Here is an 18,274-nt window from a genome sequence, read left to right as displayed (position 1 = left end):
CTGCCCCGGCGGCGGTTCGCCCGCGGAGTCGGCGGAAGGTGCTGCTCAATGCGACCATCACAAGCCCTTTCTACTGATCCGTCGTCCGGGAATCGTTACGATCATCGGTTCGCAGCCACAGCGAGACCTGGGTCGGCTGCATGGTGTCGTACACAACGCCGCGCAGGTCGGTGGCCAGCGCTTCCAAGTCGAGTTCGTGGCGCAGTCGTACGCCGAACGCGGCCAGCGTCCGGGCTGCGTCGTACCTGCTCCTGAAGAACCGGCGGTCGACCGTGGCCTGGATCCGCGTGCGCACCGGGCGGAACAGGGCCGCGACCGCCAGCGTCGACACCGCCACGGCCGGTCCCGAGCCTTGTGTCACCGGGCGCAACAGCAGCTGGAGCAGCAGCACGCTGCCCAGATATCCGGCGGCCAGCGTGACGGTCAGGGCGCCGTACACGATGGTGCGGTTGATCACCACGTCGACGTCGTACAGGCGGTGGCGCAGGATGCCGATGCCCGTCGCGACCGGCAGGCCGAGGACGCTGAGCATGATCGCGGTGTTGGCCACGGCGGGAGTGAGTAGCTCGTAGCCGACTGTGCCGATCGCGATCGTCGCGGCGGCCAAGGCGCCCGCCCAGACCAGCCATTTGATCTGCTGGCGCTGCTCGTAGCCGGCTCTGCGGAACCGCAGGATCAGTGAGAGCGGCGACGCGACGAGGACAGCCAGTACCATCAGCGCGCTCACGCCCTGGCCGATCGCCCGTACCACGCTGTCGATCGCGTACGGGTTCGCCAAGGTAGGGAAGTCCTCGAGCGCACCCGGCTTCGTCAGGCTGGTAAGGAAGAACCCGGCGATACCGAGCACACCGCACCACGCCACCGGTCGCCATCGTCCGGACAGCAGCCGGCCGTCCGGGAACAGCAAAGGCAGGTACGCCGCCGGCACCAGGATCGCCGGAATCCACGACACAGTCGCGTACGCGGCCGCCGCCTCCGCCAGGGAGCCCGCCGAACCTGCCCCGGCCTCCCGGAGGTCGGCGTAGCCCCTGGCCAAGGATCCGAGGCCGTAGGCCACCGCGGACGCGCAGAAGATCCAGCCGATCGGATTACGCGGATGCCGTCGTGCGATCAGGATCCCGACGGTGCAGAACACCAGCACCATCACAACGGTCAGGTCTCCCCAGCCCAACCCGATCGTCCCGGCTGCGGCAGTCAGACCGATGGCGACCGCAGTGAGCACCACGGCCACGCCGCCGAGAGCCCAGGCAAGGAGCCGCGCGGTACGGGCGTTCATCGGCCGGCCGCCCGCAGCCAGAGGGACACGTGGTCCGGCTGCATGGTGTCGCGCACCACGGCCTGCAGGTCATCGCCGAGGGCATCGATATCCAGTTCGTCGCGCAGCCGTACGCCGAACGCCGCCAGTGTCCGGGTCGCGTCGTACTTGCGCCGGAAGAACCGCCGGTCCACCACGACCTGGATTCGCGACCGCACCGGCCGGAACAACGCCGCGACTGCAAGCGTCGACACCGCCACCGCCAGGCCCGACGTCTCGGTCAGCGGGCTCAGCACCAACTGCAGCAGGAGGACGCTACCGACGTACGCCGCGCCCAGTGAGACCGTCAGGCCGCCGTAGACGAGTGTCCGGTTGACTACGACGTCGATGTCGAACAGCCGGTGCCGCAGGATGGCGATCCCGGTCGCGACCGGCACGGTGGCAAGTGCGAAGGAGGGGATCAGTTCTCCGTAGGGAGCGGTCGCCGGCCCGCCCACCGTCTCCAATACGGCCACCGCGCAGAGGGCGGCGGCGACGAGCATCCCGGCGTACATGAGCCACTGGATCTGCTGGCGCTCCACCGTCCGCGCGGAGCGGAAGCGGACCACCAGCGACAGGATCGAGGCTGCGACGGCGATCAGAAGGGCGGCTATCCCCACCGCTCTCAGCGGATTCCACACATCGACGCCGACGTCGACGCCGAACGGGTTGTCCACCCCGACGTCCACCATCGGCCCCGGTGCGAACGCGGCGGTGACAAACTGCGCCAGGAAGCCACCGACGGCAAGCCAGGCGACCGGACGCCAGCGCCTGGACGGCAATCGGCCGGTCGGAAAGAGCAGCAGACCGAAGGTTGGCGCCAGCCACACCGGGAGCCAGGCCCACGTCGAGACCCAACCGATCACCAGGGCCGGCTGGTCCATTCCCAGCCGGATGAGCTCGTCGGCCACGTAGCCGGCGGATCCCACCAGCACCGAGCTCACTCCAGCCAACAGCAGAATCCAGCCGATCGGATGGCGGGGGCGCCGCGACACGATCAGCGCGCCGACCGAGACGAAGGCGAGGACGAACACCAACCAGCCGGCGGACGTCGGAATCCCGTCGCTGCTGGTGATCTCGTCCACCAGATCGACCGTCGGGACGCTGACCGCGAGCAGCCAGAGCAGACTGATCGGTACCCACCGCTTCATCGCGAACCCCGCAGCCACAGCGTCACCTGGGTGGGCTGCATGGTGTCGCGGACCACAACTTGCAGGTCGTTGCCCAGTGCATCGACATCCAGTTGGTCCCTCAGCCGGGAGCCGAACGCCTGCAGCGTCCGGGCCGCGTCGTACCGGTGCCGGAAGAACCGCCGGTCCACGAGCAGCTGGATCCGGCGTCTCGCCGGGCGGAACAGTGCCGCCACCGCGAGTGTGGACATCGCCACCGCCAGATCCGACCCTTGCGTCAGCGGGTTCAGCACCAGTTGGAGGAGCAGCACACTCCCGAGGTACGACCCACCGAGCGTCAGGGTCAGAGCGCCGTACACGAGGGTCCGGTTGATGACGACGTCGATGTCGTACAGCTGATGACGAAGGATCGCGATACCGATGGCCGCCGGCAAGCCGACAAGGACCAGGACGACGAGCGACCACCAGGCGATCACGCTCAGCACGTTCAGCCATGGAGGGACGTCATCACCCGCGACAATGCTGACCATCGCGAGAACGATGAACGGAACCAGCGCGAGCAGGCAGATGTAGGCGAACCACGTGACCTGCTGACGCTCACGGCCACGCGCTCGGCGCAGCCGGAGCGCCACGGAGACCCCACCGAGAACGAGCGTGCCGGCCGCGAGCACTTCGCCGATGCCAGACAGCCAGGGGATCGCCTCGCCGACGCGTCCTCCGATGCCGAGCGGGTTGCGGATCGGGCGGTCAGTGGTGATCTCGAGGAGGCCCGGCGCGAAAGCGGCCCCGGCGATATTGGCCGCGACAGCGCCCACTCCGAGCCAGACGGCTGCCCGCCACCGTCGCGACAGCAGCCGACCGGTCGGGAACAACAAGGTGAGGAAGAGCGCGGGGAGATAGAGCCACACGAACAACAACCAGCTGCTCAGCCACGCCGCCAACGCCGCGCCGGGCAACGACGCCGGGCTGGCGTAGACGGTCATGAACGTGTCGATGCCCAGGGCAACAGCGGCGACGAGCAGGAGCCATCCGACCGCGTTGGCGGGTTGCCGTGACGCGACCAGTGCACCGACGAGGGCGAAGCCGATCCCGATCGCGACCAGCGCGTCCGATGCGTTCCCGTCGCGAACCGCAACAAGCACAGGCGTTGCCGCAGCCAGTCCGACGAAGAGCCCGAACAGGCTCCAGGCCGGCCAGCGCGCGCTCATCGGTCGGCCTTTCGCAGCCACAGCGTCACGTGGGCCGGCTGCATGGTGTCGCGCACCACGGCCTGCAGATCAGTGCCTAGGGCATCGAGATCGAGTTGGTCCCGCAACCGTGCACCGAACGCCTCCAGGGTCCTGGTCGCGTCGTACCGGCGGCGGAAGAATCGCCGGTCGACCGTTGCCTGGATCCGCGACCGCACCGGGCGGAACAGCGCAGCTACCAAGAGCGTCGACACCGCCACCGCCAGGCCCGATCCCTGCGTCACCGGGCTCAACACCAACTGCAGCAACAAGACACTCCCGACGTACGCCGCGCCCAGTGTCACCGACAGAGCGCCGTACACCAGCGTCCGGTTGACGACGACGTCGATGTCGTACAGGCGATAACGCAGGATCGCCACGCCGACGGCCAGAGGTATGGCCAGCAGGAGACCCGCGAAGGCCAGCTCGGAGATCGGGATGCCGCCGACGTCAAGGTTGGTGAACGACAGCGCCGTCGTGACGGGTATGGACCCGATCAGCAGGGCTCCGAGGTAGAACATCCACGAGATCTGTTGCCGTTCCATCCCGCGCGATCGCCGGAAGCGCAGCGCCATGGCCACCAGCGCGAGGACGAGCCCGGCGGCCAGGGCGGGTGCGGCGAGACCGCCGATCTCCGCCAGGACGGGGATCGATATCGGGAACGGGTTCGAGACTGTCGGGAAGTAGTGCAGCTCCCCCGGCCTGAGGAACGTACCGGCGACGTAGGCCGCTACGTCGATCGCCACCGCCCAGACCAGCCACCGCCACCTTCGCGTCGGCACGTGCCCGGTCGGGAAGAGGAGGAACACCAGGAGCGAGGTCGCCGCGACAGAGGGCCAGATCACCGCATCGGCTACCAGGCCGGCCCAGGCGCCGCCGGGCACCGTCCCCGGCGCCCGGAGCAGGGCGTACGCGCCGTACTCGAGCAGGGCCTGCGCGAGGGTGTTGCCCAGCCCGGTGGCGAGGAACAGCCAGCCGATCGCGTTGCCCGGCTGCCGTCCGGTGATCGCCACGCCGACCGTCGGAAAGCCCAGGATCGCCACGTCGACCACGGCGTCCAAGGTGCCGTAGGACCCCGCCGGCCTGGCGTCCCCGTTGATGACGAAGAGTACGAGGGCGACTGCGGTCAGTGCGACACACAGCCCCCACACCGGCCAGGCCAGGCGGGCAGCACCGACTCGAACCCCCATGGCCTCCCCTCCCCCTTCAGGCACGGATACTCCTGATCCACCGACGCACGACATGTTCGCGCTCCACCGTGCAAGAATCGTTACGGTTTCGGTGCGCGGTCCGCCGCGCCGCCGGCGCACGGGTCGGGGGTGTGGTGATCGAGGTCAGCCTGTTGGGTCCGCCTCGGGTCCAGCGAGCGGGAAGGCGTGTCGGATTCGACACCCGCAAGGCGGTGGCGCTGCTCGCCCATCTGGCGCTGGCCGACCGGCCGCGCCCGCGTGACGCCCTGGCTGATCTGCTGTGGCCGGACACCGACATCGAGCACGCCCGCGGTGCGCTGCGGCGGACCCTGTCGACACTGCGCACCGCGATCGGGCCCGAGTGCCTGGAGACCACCCGCGATCACGTCCACCTGATCAAGAACCAGGGCCTCTACGTCGATGTCGACCGCTTCCGGGACCTGGTGACGGAAGGCGACCTGGAGACGGCTGTCGGGCTGTTCCGCGGCGAATTCCTGGAGGGTTTCGGTCTACGGGACGCCCCCGGCTTCGAGGAGTGGGCACGTAATCAGGCCGACACTCTGCGCCGCGAGCTGACCGGCGCCCTGGCCCGACTGGCTGCAGGCTTGGAGGCGGACGGCAACTATTCGGCCGCGCTTGTTCACGTACGCCGGTGGCTGTCGCTCGACCCCCTGCACGAGCCGGCCCATCGCGCACTCGTCCGGTTGTACGCACTCAGTGGAGATCGGGCCGCAGCGCTGGTCCAGTACCGCCAGTGCGTCCGTACTCTCTCCCGCGAGCTGGGTGTTTCACCGCTCCCCGAGACGACCGAGCTCTATGAGGCCGTCAACACGGGCACGCTGATCGCGTCGCCGCCTACTGCGGAGACTGTGGAGACTCCGGCGCAGGAGACCCAGACACCGTTCGTCGGAAGGAACGACGACATCCGGGCTGTCCGCGCGGTCTACGACACGATCGATCACGACGGCCGGCTGGTCGTGGTCGAGGGCGAGGCCGGTATCGGAAAGACCCGCTTGGTCGAGGAGCTTGTCCTCGACCTGCGCAAGAACGGCGCCGCCGTACTGGCCGGCCGCGCGTACGAGGACGAGGCGGCGTTGGCGTACGCGCCACTGGTCGACGCGCTGCGGGCCCGGCTGCGCGAGGACGCCCGCTGGGTCGACGACGTACCGCAGCAGACGATCGCCGAAGTGTCCCGGTTGCTGCCGGAAATTGCCGACATCCGTCCCGAACCCCAGGCCGAAGGTCCGGGAGCCGAAGCCAGGTTCCTGGCCGCCGTCTGGGACACCCTCGCGGCGGCTGTGTCCGGGCCTGTCCCCGGCGTGATCCACCTCGACAACGCGCAGTGGCTGGACGAGGCGTCCTTGGTCCTGCTCAGGTACGGCCTGCGCCGGCTCGTGGGTCGGCCGCTGCTGATCACGCTCACCTCGCGAACCCCGGCCGACCACCCGTTCGGCAGTGTCGTCGCGGAGGGCGGTGGCGTCGTCCATCGGCTCGGACGGCTCGACCTGGAAGCGATAGGTGAGCTGCTCGCCACCGCGCGGCCCTCGATGGACCACGAACTGTCGCTCCGGTTGTACGACGAGACCGAAGGCGTGCCATTGCTGGTCGTCGAATACCTCAACGCCCTCACCACCGGTGCCGATGAGAGCTGGCCGGTGCCGACCGGCGTCAACGACCTCCTGCGCGCACGCCTTGCCAGGGTCAGCGACACCGGCAGGCAAGTGCTGGCCGCCGCGGCAGTCCTCGGGCGATCCTTCGACGTCGACACGGTCCGTGCGGTCGGCGGACGCACTGACGAGGAGACCGTCGCCTCGCTGGAGGAACTGGTACGCCGCGGGCTGATCCGCGAAGGTGCCCTCGATTACGACTTCGTCCACGACCAACTGCGCAGACTCGTGTCCGACGACACCAGCCTCGCTCGGCGGCGCCTGCTGCACGCACGGGCGGCTCATGCAGTCCACGCCCCGGCAGCAGTCGTTGCCCACCACCTCCAACTCGCCGGCCAGGACCAAGAGGCCGCCCAGGCGTACGCTGCCGCCGCCGACCAAGCCCGGAAGGTCTACGCCAACGCTGAGGCCCTCGACCACCTCCACGCTGCGCTAGCTCTCGGGCACGACAGTCCGTCCACGCTGCACGCGTCGATCGGCGACCTCGAGACACTCGCCGGGGACTACGCCGCCGCAGTACGCAGCTATGAGTTGGCGGCCGCCGACGCGGCCACCGCCAACCTGCCCGGGATCGAACACCGGCTTGGGCGCCTGCGTCACCGGCGCGGGGAGTGGGCACTCGCGGAGGCACACTTCCGCGCCGCGTTGGACACCCTGCCGCCTGACCAACCCGCCGAGCACGCCCGCGTCACTGCCGACCTGAGCCTCACCCGCCACGACGCCGGCGACACGGCAGGTGCGACGGAACTCGCCCGCCAGGCACTCGCGTTCGCCGCCGAGTCAGGCGACCGACGAGCCCTCGGCCAGGCACACAACATGCTCGGCATGCTCGCGACCGCCGGCGGCCGCATCGACGACGCCTTCCAGCACCTCAGGACCGGCCGCGACCTCGCCGAACAGATCGGCGACCTGCCCGGTCGCGTCGCAGCCCTGAACAACCTCGCCCTGGCCCATCGCGCCCACGGGGAACTGGAACCCGCGCTCGAACTCGCCACCATCGCGCTCGCCCTCTGCACCGAGGAAGGCGACCGCCACCGCGAGGCCGCGCTGCACAACAACCTCGCCGACCTGCACCACGCCCTGGGCCACCCCGACGAGACGATGCGGCACCTCAAATCAGCGGTGGCGATCTTCGCCGAAGTAGGCGCCCCGCACGGCACGAACATCGACGCCGCCGACGAACCCCGACCAGAGGTGTGGAAACTCGTCCGCTGGTAACGGAAAGACACTCGGGCTACCAGTCAATTCAGCAGGCGAGAGAGACGACACCGATGGCGATCGATGCAGTACTGACAGTGCTCGCCACTACGGCTGGCACAATCGGAGCAGGCAGTGCGGGATCTGGTGCGGGCGCCGGACGGGTGTTGACATGAAACATGGACAGGCAGTTGGTGCACGCGGAGCTTGAACGGGCTCGTGCGGACTTTCGCCGGTTGGTCGAGTCGGCCGATCGAGCGGATTTGCTGAGGGCAACGAACGACACTCGCTGGAACAACCGCCAACTGCTGTTCCACATGCTGCTCGGCTACCTGATCATCCGTGCCTTGCTGCGGCTCGTGCGACTGTTCGGTCGGCTACCGCAGGGGGCCAGCCGCTCCTATGCCCGACTGCTCAACGCGGCAACCCGACCGTTCGACCAGATCAACTTCCTCGGTTCGTACGCCGCCGGGCAGACGGTGAGTCCTGAGCGTATGGCGATCATGTTCGACCATGTCGTCGCCAAACTGCATCAACGGCTCGATGCCGAGTCCGACACCGATCTCGCTCGCGGAATGCATTACCCCACCCGATGGGATCCGTTCTTCAAGGACTACATGACCTTGGCCGACATCTATCACTTCCCCACCCAGCACTACGACTTCCACCGCCGCCAGCTCACCCTGACCGGCTCGCCGAACTGACCTGGGTCACAGGCGTCCACGGGTTCCGTGCGAGCTTCTCGAGGCGACCTCGGATGTCCTCGCTCACCCGGCGTACAGCTCTTCGCCGGCACGGCTGGCGGCGGCGACGCGGTACGGATCGTCCACGACGACTGGTCCCGCGTTGCCTGGGACTTTCGACTCTGGGATCGCTTTCCACGCGAGCACATCGTGGAGGTGGACGGCGGAATCGTCGGCAGAACGAGGTGATGACGATGTTGATCCGGGACCTGATGAGCGCACCCGCAGTTACCGTGACAGCGGAGACGCCGATCACCCTCGCGCTCCGGCTTCTCGACGATCGGAAGATCACCGCCATGCCCGTCGTCGATGCGACCGGCGTACTCGTGGGGATCGTCAGCGAAGCCGACATCGTGCAGGACACAGCCCCCACTGATGGCCACGTCCCGAACGCCGCCGTCTGGACGACCACCGACACGCCACCGCGGCGGATCGCCGACGTCATGAGCCATCTGGTGGTCACCGTCGACCCGGACGACGAACTGGACGTCGCGATCGACCTGATGTGGTCGACCATGGTGAAGAGTCTGCCGGTACTTGATCACGGCCGCGTCGTCGGCATGATCAGCCGCAGCGACGTCATCCACCTGCTGGCCGGCCGTGACGACCGGATCCGCGCCGAGGTTCACGAAATCATCCGGCCCGAGAACCCGGACTGGCAGATCGAAGCCCACGACGGCATCGTCACGGTCACCGGCCCGGCCGACCCGCGCGAGCGCAACCTCGCCGGCGTCCTGGCCGGCAGCATCCGCGGCGTCATCGCCGTTCACATCCGCTGACACGACGCCCGGCCCGCCGCCTACAGCGCCGAAGGTCCCGACCGGAACCGGCCGCTCGGTCCGCGCCGCCCGGCTCGGAGAGTGGTTAGGGTTCAGGCATGGGGAGCAGCGTCTACATCGCGTCGGTGGAGGGGTCGACCGGGAAGTCCACGGTGGCCCTCGGAGTACTTCAGCAGTTGTCGCGGCGGGTCGAACGCGTGGCCGTGTTCCGCCCCATCGTTCGCCCGGACACGGCGATGCACGGTGGCCGTGACTACGTCCTGGATCTGCTCACAGCCCACGACGCAGTCCAGCTCGCGTACGACGACTGCCTCGGCGTGAGGTACGACGAGGTGCACGCGGACCCCGACGCCGCGCTGGACGAGATCGTGCAGCGCTACCACCAGATTGCCGACCGGGCCGACGCCGTACTCGTCGTCGGCAGCGACTACACCGATGTGGGTAGTCCGACGGAGTTCTCCTACAACGCCAGGATCGCCGCCAACCTGGGTACGCCGGTCCTGCTGGTCCTCAACGGGTTCCAGCACAGCCCGCATGACCTTCGAGCCATCGCCGACATGGCGGTCGGTGAGCTCAGGGAGAACCACGGTTCACTCGCGGCAGTGCTTGCCAATCGCGTCGACCCCCAGCAGCTCGACGATGCGGTCGCCGCACTGGCCGGCGTCGGCGGATCGGCCTTCGCTCTGCCAGAGGAGCCGCTGCTGAGCCAACCCACGGTCGCCGACCTGCTGCCCCCGGTCAACGGTCGCCTGCTGAGCGGTGACCCCACCCTGCTGACACGAGAGGTCACCGGCCTCGTCGTCGCCGGCATGACAATGCCGAACGTGCTCGACCGGCTGTTCGACGGAGCCGCGGTGGTGACCGCCGCGGACCGGCCGGAGGTGGTTCTCGGGGTCGTGGTCGCGCACGCCTCGCTCAACTTCCCGCAGATCTCCGCCGTCGTCCTCAACGGCGGTTTCACGCTGCCGACCCAGGTGCAGCGGCTCCTCGACGGCGTTGGCGTGACCCTGCCGATCATCGAGACCACGCTCGACACGCAGGCTACCTCGGCTGCCCTGACCGCTGTCCGCGGCCGGCTCACGAAGAACTCGCCGCGCAAGGTGGACGCGGCCTTGGCGCTGTTCGAGCAGCACGTGAACAGCGACGCCCTCCTCGACCAGCTCGAGGTCGCCCGCAGCAGCGCGGTCACACCGCTGATGTTCGAGCACCAGCTGATCGACGAAGCAGTTGCCCAACGCAAACACATCGTCCTGCCTGAAGGCGAGGAGGAGCGCATCCTGCGGGCCGCGGACGTCTTGCTCCGCCGGGGCGTGGCCGACCTGACGTTGCTCGGGAGCCCGGTCGTGATCAGCGCCAAGGCGGCTGCGCTGGGGGCCGACCTCTCCACCGCCCGGTTCGTCGACCCGGAGCGCGATCAACTCGGTGAGCGACTCGCGACGGAACTGCACCAGCTCCGGCAGCATCGTGGGGTCGACCTGGACCGCGCCCGCGAACTGGTCCGGGACGTGTCGTACTTCGGGACGATGATGGTCCAGCTCGGCCTGGCCGACGGCATGGTGTCCGGCGCGGCGCACACCACGGCCCACACCATCCGGCCGGCGCTCGAGATCGTCAAAACGGTGCCGGGTGTATCCGTCGTCTCGTCGGTGTTCTTCATGTGCCTGCAGAACCAGGTCCTCGTGTACGGCGACTGCGCCGTCAACCCCGATCCGACCGCCGAGCAGCTCGCCGACATCGCGATCTCGTCGGCCGCGACAGCAGTGGCCTTCGGCATCGAACCACGGCTCGCGATGCTGTCGTACTCGACCGGCATGTCCGGCGCGGGCACCGATGTCGAAAAGGTGTCCAAGGCAACCGCCATCATCCGCGCGCGGGCGCCGGAACTGCCGGTCGAGGGACCGATCCAGTACGACGCCGCGATCGACAGCGCCGTGGCGAGGACGAAGCTACCCGGTTCGCCGGTGGCGGGCCGGGCCACCGTGTTCGTCTTCCCCGATCTCAACACCGGCAACAACACCTACAAAGCCGTCCAGCGATCGGCGAACGCCGTCGCGGTCGGACCCGTCCTGCAGGGCCTGCGCAAACCTGTCAACGATCTCTCCCGGGGTGCGACGGTGCGAGACATCGTCAACACGGTCGCCATCACCGCCGTTCAGGCTCAGCAGGGTGCCCGATGAGAAGCCCTATGTCAAGCCGCCTCGTTCTGGGGGGCGAGGAGGCGTTGGAGTGCGCGGTGGTTGGCGGGGTTGTAGGGGACTTGGTCTTGCCAGCAGTGCCAGATGATGTGGAGCCAGGCGCGGGCGAGGATGCGGACGGCGTGGGCGTGGTCGTGGCCGCGGGCTCGGGCGCGGTTGTAGAGGTCGGCGGCCCAGGGGTTGGCGTGGCGGGAGTCGGCGGCGAAGTCGACGACGGCGTCGCGGAGTTGTTTGTCGCAGGACCAGCGGAATCCGACCGCGCGGAGTTTCCCGGATTGGCGGGTGGAGGGGGCGGCGCCGGCCAGGCAGGTCAGGGTCTCGGGGGTGGGGAACCTGGCGCGGCAGTCGCCGATCTCGGCGAGCAGCCGGGCGGCGCGGACTCGTCCGGAGCGGGGCAGGCTGGTGAAGATGTGGGCGTCGGCGTGCGTGTCGAGCTGGTGGTCGATCTGGGTCGAGAGTGCCTTGATCTGGGCGTGCAGGGTCTGCAGCAGCGTGACGTAGGCGGCGGTGATCGGGGCCTGGCTGGTGGCGTGTTCGCCGGTGGCTCCGCGGGGTGCGTCGGTGAGACGCTGGTGCAAGACGGCGGGGTCGACCTTGCCGGAGTAGCCCTGCTTGCCCAGCCACTCGCCCAGCCGCTTGGGTGTGAGCCAGTCGGCGCGGTCTTGGGTGTCGAACCGGGCCAGGAAGGCCAGGGAGATCTCGGAGTCGATCGCGGCGAACAGGCCGACGGCGCCGGGGAAGACGTTGCGCAGGTGTGCGCGGAGCTGGTTCGCGGCCGCGACACGGTGTTTGACCAGGTCTTTTCGGGCACGGCAGGTGCGACGCAGCGCGATCGTGGGCTCGGTGTCGGGGACCAGGGGCCGCAGCCGGGCCCGGTCGGTGCGCAGGGTGTCGGCCAGGACGTAGGCGTCGAAGCGGTCGTCCTTGTTGCCGGCCGAGCCGTAGCGGCCGCGCAGGTTCTTGACCTGGTTCGGGGAGATCACCACCACGGTCAGCCCGGCCGCGAGCAGGGCGTCGACGACGGGCCCGTCGGGGCGTTCGATCGCGACTTCGCTGGCGCCGTGGCGGCCCAGGAAGTTGGTCAGGTCCCGCAGACCGGCGGTGGTGTGCTCGACCGTGGTCGTGGCGATCTTGCGGCCACGGCCGTCAACGATGCAGAGCGCATGGTCGTCGCGTGCCCAGTCCACTCCCGCGGTCAGATCGTTGGGCGGGAACTCGGGCAGGCCGGTGGTGCTGGTGCTGGTGGCCGGTTCACTATTTCGGGTGTTGGTGGCAGACTTCACGTCAGCCTCCTCGCTGCTAGACCCAGTGGGGAGGCACCCTCTTTTTCGGGTGTCGTTGGTGCCGGGACGTGTCTGCCGGTTCGCTCACTGATCGGCGCTCGTAACCAGACGACCTCACGGTCGGCCCGGTCTTGGCGCGCAGCCCTATCGACGGTCCACACGTCCCGGGCAACCACCAGCTCCTGCAGATCTCATCGTGGACGTCCTCGGCGTCAAGCGAGCAGGGCAGTGACCTGGCAGCACCCGGGGTGCATCAACGCCTCGTCCAGAAGCGCTGACCCGAGGAAGGTAGACCAGTGAGCGACCACGTCCTCGTGATCAACGCCGGATCCTCGTCGCTCAAGTACAGCCTGGTCGAGGCTCGCACCGGTGAAGCAGCCGCCTCCGGCCTGGCTGAGCGCATCGGCGAAAGACAAGGCCGCCACCTCCATCGCGGCCCGGACGGTGAGACCGAGACGACGCGGTCGATTCCCGGCCATGAGGACGCGCTGCGCCTGGCGATCGGTGCGTTCGAGTCACACGGGCCGTCACTCGACGGCCTCGACCTGGCGGCGGTGGGCCACCGAGTTGTCCACGGCGGCTCCCGGTTCTCCGCTTCGGCACTGATCGACGACGCGTTGGTCGCCGAGGTGACCGAACTGGTGCCACTCGCCCCGCTACACAATCCGGCGAACCTGGAGGGAATCAGAGTCGCCCGCCGACTGTTCCCCAACCTGCCACAGGTCGCGGTGTTCGACACGGCGTTCCACCAAAGCCTTCCTCCGCAGGCCTACACCTACGCGGTGCCGTTGGCCTGGTTGGAGGATCACGGGATCCGCCGGTACGGCTTCCATGGCACCTCGCACGCGTTCGTCTCCCAGGAGACCGCTCGACTGCTCGAACGCGATCCGGCCGAGACGAACACCATCGTGCTGCACCTCGGCAACGGCTGCTCGGCCTCTGCCGTCCGGGGCGGCAGGTCGGTGGAGACGTCCATGGGCCTGACCCCGCTGGAAGGGCTCGTGATGGGGACCCGATCCGGAGACCTGGACCCCGCGATCCCGGCGTACCTGATGCGAGAGGTGGGCCTGTCCGCGGAGGACATCGACCTGGCTCTCAACTCGGCATCAGGACTCAAAGGCCTCGCCGGCGAGAACGACTTCCGTGAACTGGAACGACTGCGCGCGTCCGGTGACGAACACGCCGGTCTGGCCTTCGACGTCTACTGCCACCGGATCCGCAAGTACGTCGGCGCCTACTACGCCGTCCTGGAGACAGTCGACGCCGTCGTCTTCACCGCCGGTGTCGGTGAACATTCGGCCGAAGTCCGAGCCACCTCACTGAACGGCCTGGAACGCCTCGGGATCTGCATCGACAACGACCGCAACAACGAGCCGGCCACCGGAGCCCGCCGGATCTCCACCGATGACAGCGAGGTCGCGGTCTTCGTCGTCCCCACCAACGAGGAGTGGCAGATCGCCCGCGAGGCGCTCGGCGTCGTACTCGCCTGATGGTTGGTCAGGGGCGATTGAGTCGATCGACTCGCGGCATCTCGACATGCTGTCCGCTCACCGGGTCCATGCAAAGCAGGACTTTCGGCCCTACATCGGTCAGTCTTCCCCAGCGATCGTTGGCTCACGGACAGGTCAAGGCAGTTGTCCAGTGTTTGGAGGCCCCAAGTGACCACGCAGCGAGCATTCGATCACTCTCGCCTGGAGATTGTCAGCAACGCGGACTGTCTGCATTTGCTCCGATCCGTCCCTCTCGGGCGGCTCGTCTACACCGACGGCGGCCTCCCGGCGGTCCGGCTGGTCAACTTCGTCCTGGACGACGACACCATCGTGTTCAGCACCGGCCCGGGTGACAAGCTCAGGGCCGCCGAACGTGGCGATGTGGTCGCCTTCGAGGCCGACGATGTGGACCTCGAGCGGCACCTCGGCTGGACGATCACCGCCGTCGGCCACCTGTCCGTCGCAACCCCGGACGAGACCGCGGCGCTCCGCGCTGCCCTGCCGCTGCGTTCCTGGCTGCCGCTGGACGATCCGCAGGTGGTCCGGCTGGGCATCGAGTCTCTCGACGGCCGGCGCCTTCTCCCGTGGGGACAGCGTCCGCGAGCAGGCGTCTAGGCCACGCTTTTCCAGCTACTGCAGCCACCTGATTCCAGCGCCTTGCGCGAAGACCTCCAGGCACTGGTCACGGAGTACGCCGAACCGCTCGGTTTCCGGCCTCAGTTGATCTGCGCCGGCCCGATCGACACCGTCGTGTGGAGTTCAGGGCCCCCGACCGGCGACCGACCGACCGCCGAACGACTTCCCGAGTCGGGACTCTTGCCCGCAGCGCCACCCTCCTCCCCGGCGCAACGCTGAAGTATCAGCAATGGGAGGAGTAGTCATGACCACCACCCTGCAACAGGAGATCGAGCGCTGGGAGGCCGACCTCGAGCGCATCGCGGAGAACTGCGCGTCGGACAACTGGTTCCTGGAGGAGCGGCGCTTCGCCGAAGCGCAGCACACGATCACGGCCTTTCGCGGCCACATCCTGCCCCTCGTCGCGCACCAGCAGCCACACGACGCGATCGTCTCGCACGAGATCGAGCACCTCGTCGACCACCTCGAGGACCTCCGCAACGACCTCTACCGCACCGTCCACCCGCCCACCTCCCACCAGGAGATCGCCGAGACAACGGCCGCGCTTCGCGCCCTGTCCCGAGTCGCTCTCCGGATCGAGCAGTCACTCGAACACGTGCGATGACCAGCCTTCCTCGGCGCCGCCGAGACAGTGACCGGCACCAGGTTCCTGAGCCACCCCGAGCGGGTCCGGCTCTGATCAGGCGCCGCCTGCGCGCATGCGGCGCGCGTACCAATCGGGCTCAGGGTTGGTCGGCGTCAGGCGCATCCTGACATCGACCGCGAACGCACCGGACGGGCCGGCGATCAGCGGGTTGATGTCGAGTTCAGCCAGTTCGGGGACCAGCTCGGCGAGCCAGGCGATGCGATGAATGACATCCAGGACAGCCTCCTCGTCGGCGGCCTGTGCGCCGCGGTAGCCGGCCAGGAGTGGTGCGCAGCGCAGGGAGTGGAGCATGTCGGTGGCGTCCAGGTCTGTGAGTGGCAGGCCTCGCCATTGGCGGTCGGCCAGGATGTCAGTCAGGATGCCGCCGCTGCCGGCCATGAGCAGCGGGCCGAACAGCCGGTCTCGAACGACGCCGATCACCAGTTCGGTTCCGCTGGGCGCCATGGCCTGGACCACAACACGCGGATCCCCGGTCGCCGCGGTGACCTCGGCGTACGCGGTGCCTAGTTGCGCCGAGTTGACCAGTCCCACCCGGACGCCGCCGATGTCGGTCTTGTGCAGTACGCCGGGGGCGTCGGTCTTGAGCGCGACCGGATAGCCCGCCGACTCAGCCGCCGCGATCGCCTCAGAGCGACTCGAAGCGGAGAGAACCGGGATCGCCGGAACTCCTGCGCACTGCAGAAGCTGACCGGTGTGTAGGGGCTCCAGCCAGCCACCCTCCGGGTTGCGCTCGAGGAACCACCGCACCACAGCCCGCGCCGCGGTCGCATCGACCCGAGGCAGATCCGGTACGACGCCCTGCGGCCGGGACCGCCATTCGGCGTACCGCACGGCGTGGGCCAAGGCGCGGACGGCACTCTCCGGGAACGGGAACACCGCCAACCGGCGACCGTCCGCCAGCGCGATCTCCGGCGCGGCGTGGGTTGAACCGATACAGTTCACGACGATCGGCACATCGGCCTGGACTGCGGCGCCGGCGACAGCGTCGTAGATGCGCTCGACCCGGCCGGCGCGCGTGGCCGCGTAGCAGACCAGCGCGGTGTCGACCTCGCCGCTGTCGACGATGATCTTCAAGGCTTGCGCCAGGCTCGTCGGTGACGCGGCGGCGCCGAGGTCGACGGGATTCCCGCTGCCCACGGCGCCAATCGCAGCCAACTCCCTTTGAACGGTCTCACTCAGCTCCGGCAGCTCGAGGCCCAGGCGACCGGCCGCATCCGCCGCGAGTACGCCTGCACCACCGGCGTTTCCGACAACAGCAAGCCGACGGCCACGAGGCAACGGCCGGACCGCGAGCACCCGGGCCGTCTCCACCAGCTCCTCGACGGTGTCCATCCGCAGCACGCCGGACTGCGCGAACAGCGCGTCCACCGCGGTCTCCGGCGTCGCCGCCGCGGCAGTGTGCGAGGCACCTGCCCGGCGCCCGCCCGCCGATCGGCCGCCCTTGACAACCAGGATCGGCTTGGTCCGGCCGACCAGCCGGGCCAGCCCGCCGAACTTGCGCGGGTTCCCGAACGACTCCAGATACAGGCCGATCACCGCGGTCCGCAAGTCGCCCCACCAGTGCAGCAGCAGGTCGTTGCCACTGACATCGACTTTGTTGCCGAGTGAGACGAACTCCGAGATGCCCAGCCCGGTCCGGGCGGCCTGGTCGAGTACGGCGATGCCGACAGCGCCGGACTGCGCCGCGATCGCCAGCGCTCCAGGCATCGGTGACACCTCCGCGAAGGTCGCGTTCAGGCTGATCGCGGGGTCCGTGTTCACCAACCCGAGGCAGTTCGGACCGATCAGCCGGATGCTGTGTCGGCGAGCAGTTTCCAGGATCTCCCGCTGCAGCTGGCGCCCCGCGGCCCCGAGCTCGGAGAAGCCGGCGGTCAGCACCACCGCTCCCCCGACGCCCTTGGCGGCACAGTCCGTCAGCACGTCTCGCACCTGCTCGGCCGGTAGCGCGATCACCGCGAGATCAACCACGCCGGGCACCTCCACGACCGACGGGTACGACGGAACATCGGCGATCCGGTCCGCGTGCGGATTCACGGCGTACACCGATCCGGTGAAGTTGCCCTTGACAACGTTCAGCAGGACCTCGTGGCCGATCCCGCCCGGGGTCCGGCCGGCTCCGATCACCGCCACCGCGCGAGGTGAGAACAGCCGATGCAACGAACGGTCCCCGGCCGCACGCTCGCGGTCGGCCATCCGCTCCAGCGTGGACGGGCGGTACGCCGTGTCGAGGACCAGCTCGATGACCCCGCTGTCGAGCTTGCGGACCTGTTCGAAGCCGGAGCCGGCGAACACGCGGAGCATTGGGGCGTTCTCGACCAGTGTGTCGGCGCGCAGCCGCTGGATCCCGTTCTCCCGGGCCGTCGCGGCGAGTTGCTCCAGCAGCAACGTCCCGATCCCGCGGCCGTGGACCGAATCTTCGAGCAGGAAGGCCATCTCGGCCTCGCCCGCGCGCAGCGGCTCGTAGCTCGCCACACCCACCAGTTGATCGCCGTACTCCGCCACCAACGCGACATGACCGTCGTGGTCTGTCGCCAGGTGGTGCGAAAACTGTCCGGCCAGTGACCGGCTGATCCCGAAGAAGCGAAGATAGATCGAGCGATCCGAGACCCGCTCGTTCATCGCGTCCAGCGCAGGCTCGTCGTCCTCCCGGAGCGGACGGATCCGCACCACCGAACCGTCCGACGCCAGCACATCCCAGCCCGCGCCCGGCCGTCCGGCCGCCTGCTCGATCGACCTCATGGGCGTCTCCTTCCGACGCCCCACCAGCTCACCGCGGCGCCGCCTGCCGGGCCAGTGCC

Annotated in this window: 13 protein-coding genes; 7 read left to right on the top strand and 6 right to left on the bottom strand. The window is 68.8% G+C overall.

Annotation, left to right across the window (positions count from 1 at the left end; all coding sequences use genetic code 11):
• Positions 1-70: 70 nt before the first annotated feature.
• The 4 genes from OG817_RS12405 to OG817_RS12390 are packed head-to-tail and all read right to left on the bottom strand — an operon-like array spanning position 71 to position 4,840.
• A complete protein-coding gene (locus tag OG817_RS12405; protein ID WP_406054234.1) occupies positions 71-1,276 on the bottom strand; it encodes a hypothetical protein in 1,206 nt (401 codons plus the stop codon).
• Positions 1,273-2,445 (bottom strand): hypothetical protein, encoded by a 1,173-nt coding sequence (locus OG817_RS12400; protein ID WP_406054232.1) that lies wholly within the window; start codon positions 2,443-2,445, stop codon positions 1,273-1,275. The genes OG817_RS12405 and OG817_RS12400 overlap by 4 nt, the downstream gene beginning before the upstream one ends.
• The gene (locus OG817_RS12395; RefSeq protein ID WP_406054230.1) at positions 2,442-3,632 is read right to left on the bottom strand and encodes a hypothetical protein; all 1,191 of its coding nucleotides are present in this window, start codon (positions 3,630-3,632) and stop codon (positions 2,442-2,444) included. The genes OG817_RS12400 and OG817_RS12395 overlap by 4 nt, the downstream gene beginning before the upstream one ends.
• Positions 3,629-4,840 carry a hypothetical protein gene (locus OG817_RS12390; RefSeq protein WP_406054228.1) on the bottom strand — a complete coding sequence of 404 codons (1,212 nt, stop codon included), beginning with the start codon at positions 4,838-4,840 and terminating at the stop codon, positions 3,629-3,631. The genes OG817_RS12395 and OG817_RS12390 overlap by 4 nt, the downstream gene beginning before the upstream one ends.
• A gap of 134 nt (positions 4,841-4,974) precedes the next feature.
• On the opposite strand from OG817_RS12390, the gene OG817_RS12385 reads away from it, so the two are divergent.
• From OG817_RS12385 to pta, 4 genes are all read left to right on the top strand, one after another.
• Complete coding sequence (locus OG817_RS12385; protein ID WP_406054226.1) at positions 4,975-7,725, top strand: AAA family ATPase; 2,751 nt, start codon at positions 4,975-4,977, stop codon at positions 7,723-7,725.
• Between the two features lie 158 nt (positions 7,726-7,883).
• Positions 7,884-8,408, top strand: coding sequence for a DinB family protein (locus tag OG817_RS12380; RefSeq protein ID WP_406054224.1), 525 nt, complete (start codon positions 7,884-7,886; stop codon positions 8,406-8,408).
• Positions 8,409-8,635: 227 nt separating this feature from the next.
• Positions 8,636-9,226 carry a CBS domain-containing protein gene (locus OG817_RS12375; RefSeq protein ID WP_406054222.1) on the top strand — a complete coding sequence of 197 codons (591 nt, stop codon included), beginning with the start codon at positions 8,636-8,638 and terminating at the stop codon, positions 9,224-9,226.
• 98 nt (positions 9,227-9,324) lie between these two features.
• Positions 9,325-11,403, top strand: a complete 2,079-nt coding sequence (gene pta / locus OG817_RS12370; RefSeq protein ID WP_406054220.1) for a phosphate acetyltransferase — start codon at positions 9,325-9,327, stop codon at positions 11,401-11,403.
• Positions 11,404-11,414: 11 nt separating this feature from the next.
• Here pta and OG817_RS12365 read toward each other — a convergent pair whose 3' ends face one another.
• Positions 11,415-12,704, bottom strand: a complete 1,290-nt coding sequence (locus OG817_RS12365) for an IS110 family transposase (protein ID WP_406047187.1) — start codon at positions 12,702-12,704, stop codon at positions 11,415-11,417.
• A gap of 296 nt (positions 12,705-13,000) precedes the next feature.
• Here OG817_RS12365 and OG817_RS12360 point away from each other — a divergent pair, with 296 nt between their 5' ends.
• The 3 genes from OG817_RS12360 to OG817_RS12350 all read left to right on the top strand — a co-directional run bounded on the left by OG817_RS12360 (position 13,001) and on the right by OG817_RS12350 (position 15,434).
• On the top strand, positions 13,001-14,194 hold the full coding sequence (locus OG817_RS12360) for an acetate/propionate family kinase (RefSeq protein WP_406054219.1): 1,194 nt from the start codon (positions 13,001-13,003) through the stop codon (positions 14,192-14,194).
• A 168-nt stretch (positions 14,195-14,362) separates the two neighbouring features.
• Entirely contained in the window at positions 14,363-14,809 is a 447-nt protein-coding gene (locus OG817_RS12355) for a pyridoxamine 5'-phosphate oxidase family protein (RefSeq protein WP_406054217.1), read from the top strand.
• Between the two features lie 265 nt (positions 14,810-15,074).
• A complete protein-coding gene (locus tag OG817_RS12350) occupies positions 15,075-15,434 on the top strand; it encodes a hypothetical protein (RefSeq protein ID WP_406054215.1) in 360 nt (119 codons plus the stop codon).
• Between the two features lie 75 nt (positions 15,435-15,509).
• On the opposite strand, the gene OG817_RS12345 is transcribed toward OG817_RS12350, so the two are convergent.
• Positions 15,510-18,215 carry a GNAT family N-acetyltransferase gene (locus OG817_RS12345; RefSeq protein WP_406054213.1) on the bottom strand — a complete coding sequence of 902 codons (2,706 nt, stop codon included), beginning with the start codon at positions 18,213-18,215 and terminating at the stop codon, positions 15,510-15,512.
• Between the last annotated feature and the right edge of the window lie 59 nt (positions 18,216-18,274).

This window comes from Kribbella sp. NBC_00889 (genome assembly GCF_045207705.1).
In the GTDB taxonomy this organism is placed as follows: Bacteria; Actinomycetota; Actinomycetes; order Propionibacteriales; family Kribbellaceae; genus Kribbella.
This window is presented reverse-complemented; position numbering and strand designations above follow the sequence as displayed.

Coding starts and splice junctions, on each gene's coding strand:
- OG817_RS12405 (WP_406054234.1), bottom strand. CDS start 1,276: ATGAACGCCCGTACCGCGCGGCTCCTTGCCTGGGCTCTCGGCGGCGTG.
- OG817_RS12400 (WP_406054232.1), bottom strand. CDS start 2,445: ATGAAGCGGTGGGTACCGATCAGTCTGCTCTGGCTGCTCGCGGTCAGC.
- OG817_RS12395 (WP_406054230.1), bottom strand. CDS start 3,632: ATGAGCGCGCGCTGGCCGGCCTGGAGCCTGTTCGGGCTCTTCGTCGGA.
- OG817_RS12390 (WP_406054228.1), bottom strand. CDS start 4,840: ATGGGGGTTCGAGTCGGTGCTGCCCGCCTGGCCTGGCCGGTGTGGGGG.
- OG817_RS12380 (WP_406054224.1), top strand. CDS start 7,884: ATGGACAGGCAGTTGGTGCACGCGGAGCTTGAACGGGCTCGTGCGGAC.
- OG817_RS12375 (WP_406054222.1), top strand. CDS start 8,636: ATGACGATGTTGATCCGGGACCTGATGAGCGCACCCGCAGTTACCGTG.
- pta (WP_406054220.1), top strand. CDS start 9,325: ATGGGGAGCAGCGTCTACATCGCGTCGGTGGAGGGGTCGACCGGGAAG.
- OG817_RS12350 (WP_406054215.1), top strand. CDS start 15,075: ATGACCACCACCCTGCAACAGGAGATCGAGCGCTGGGAGGCCGACCTC.
- OG817_RS12345 (WP_406054213.1), bottom strand. CDS start 18,215: ATGAGGTCGATCGAGCAGGCGGCCGGACGGCCGGGCGCGGGCTGGGAT.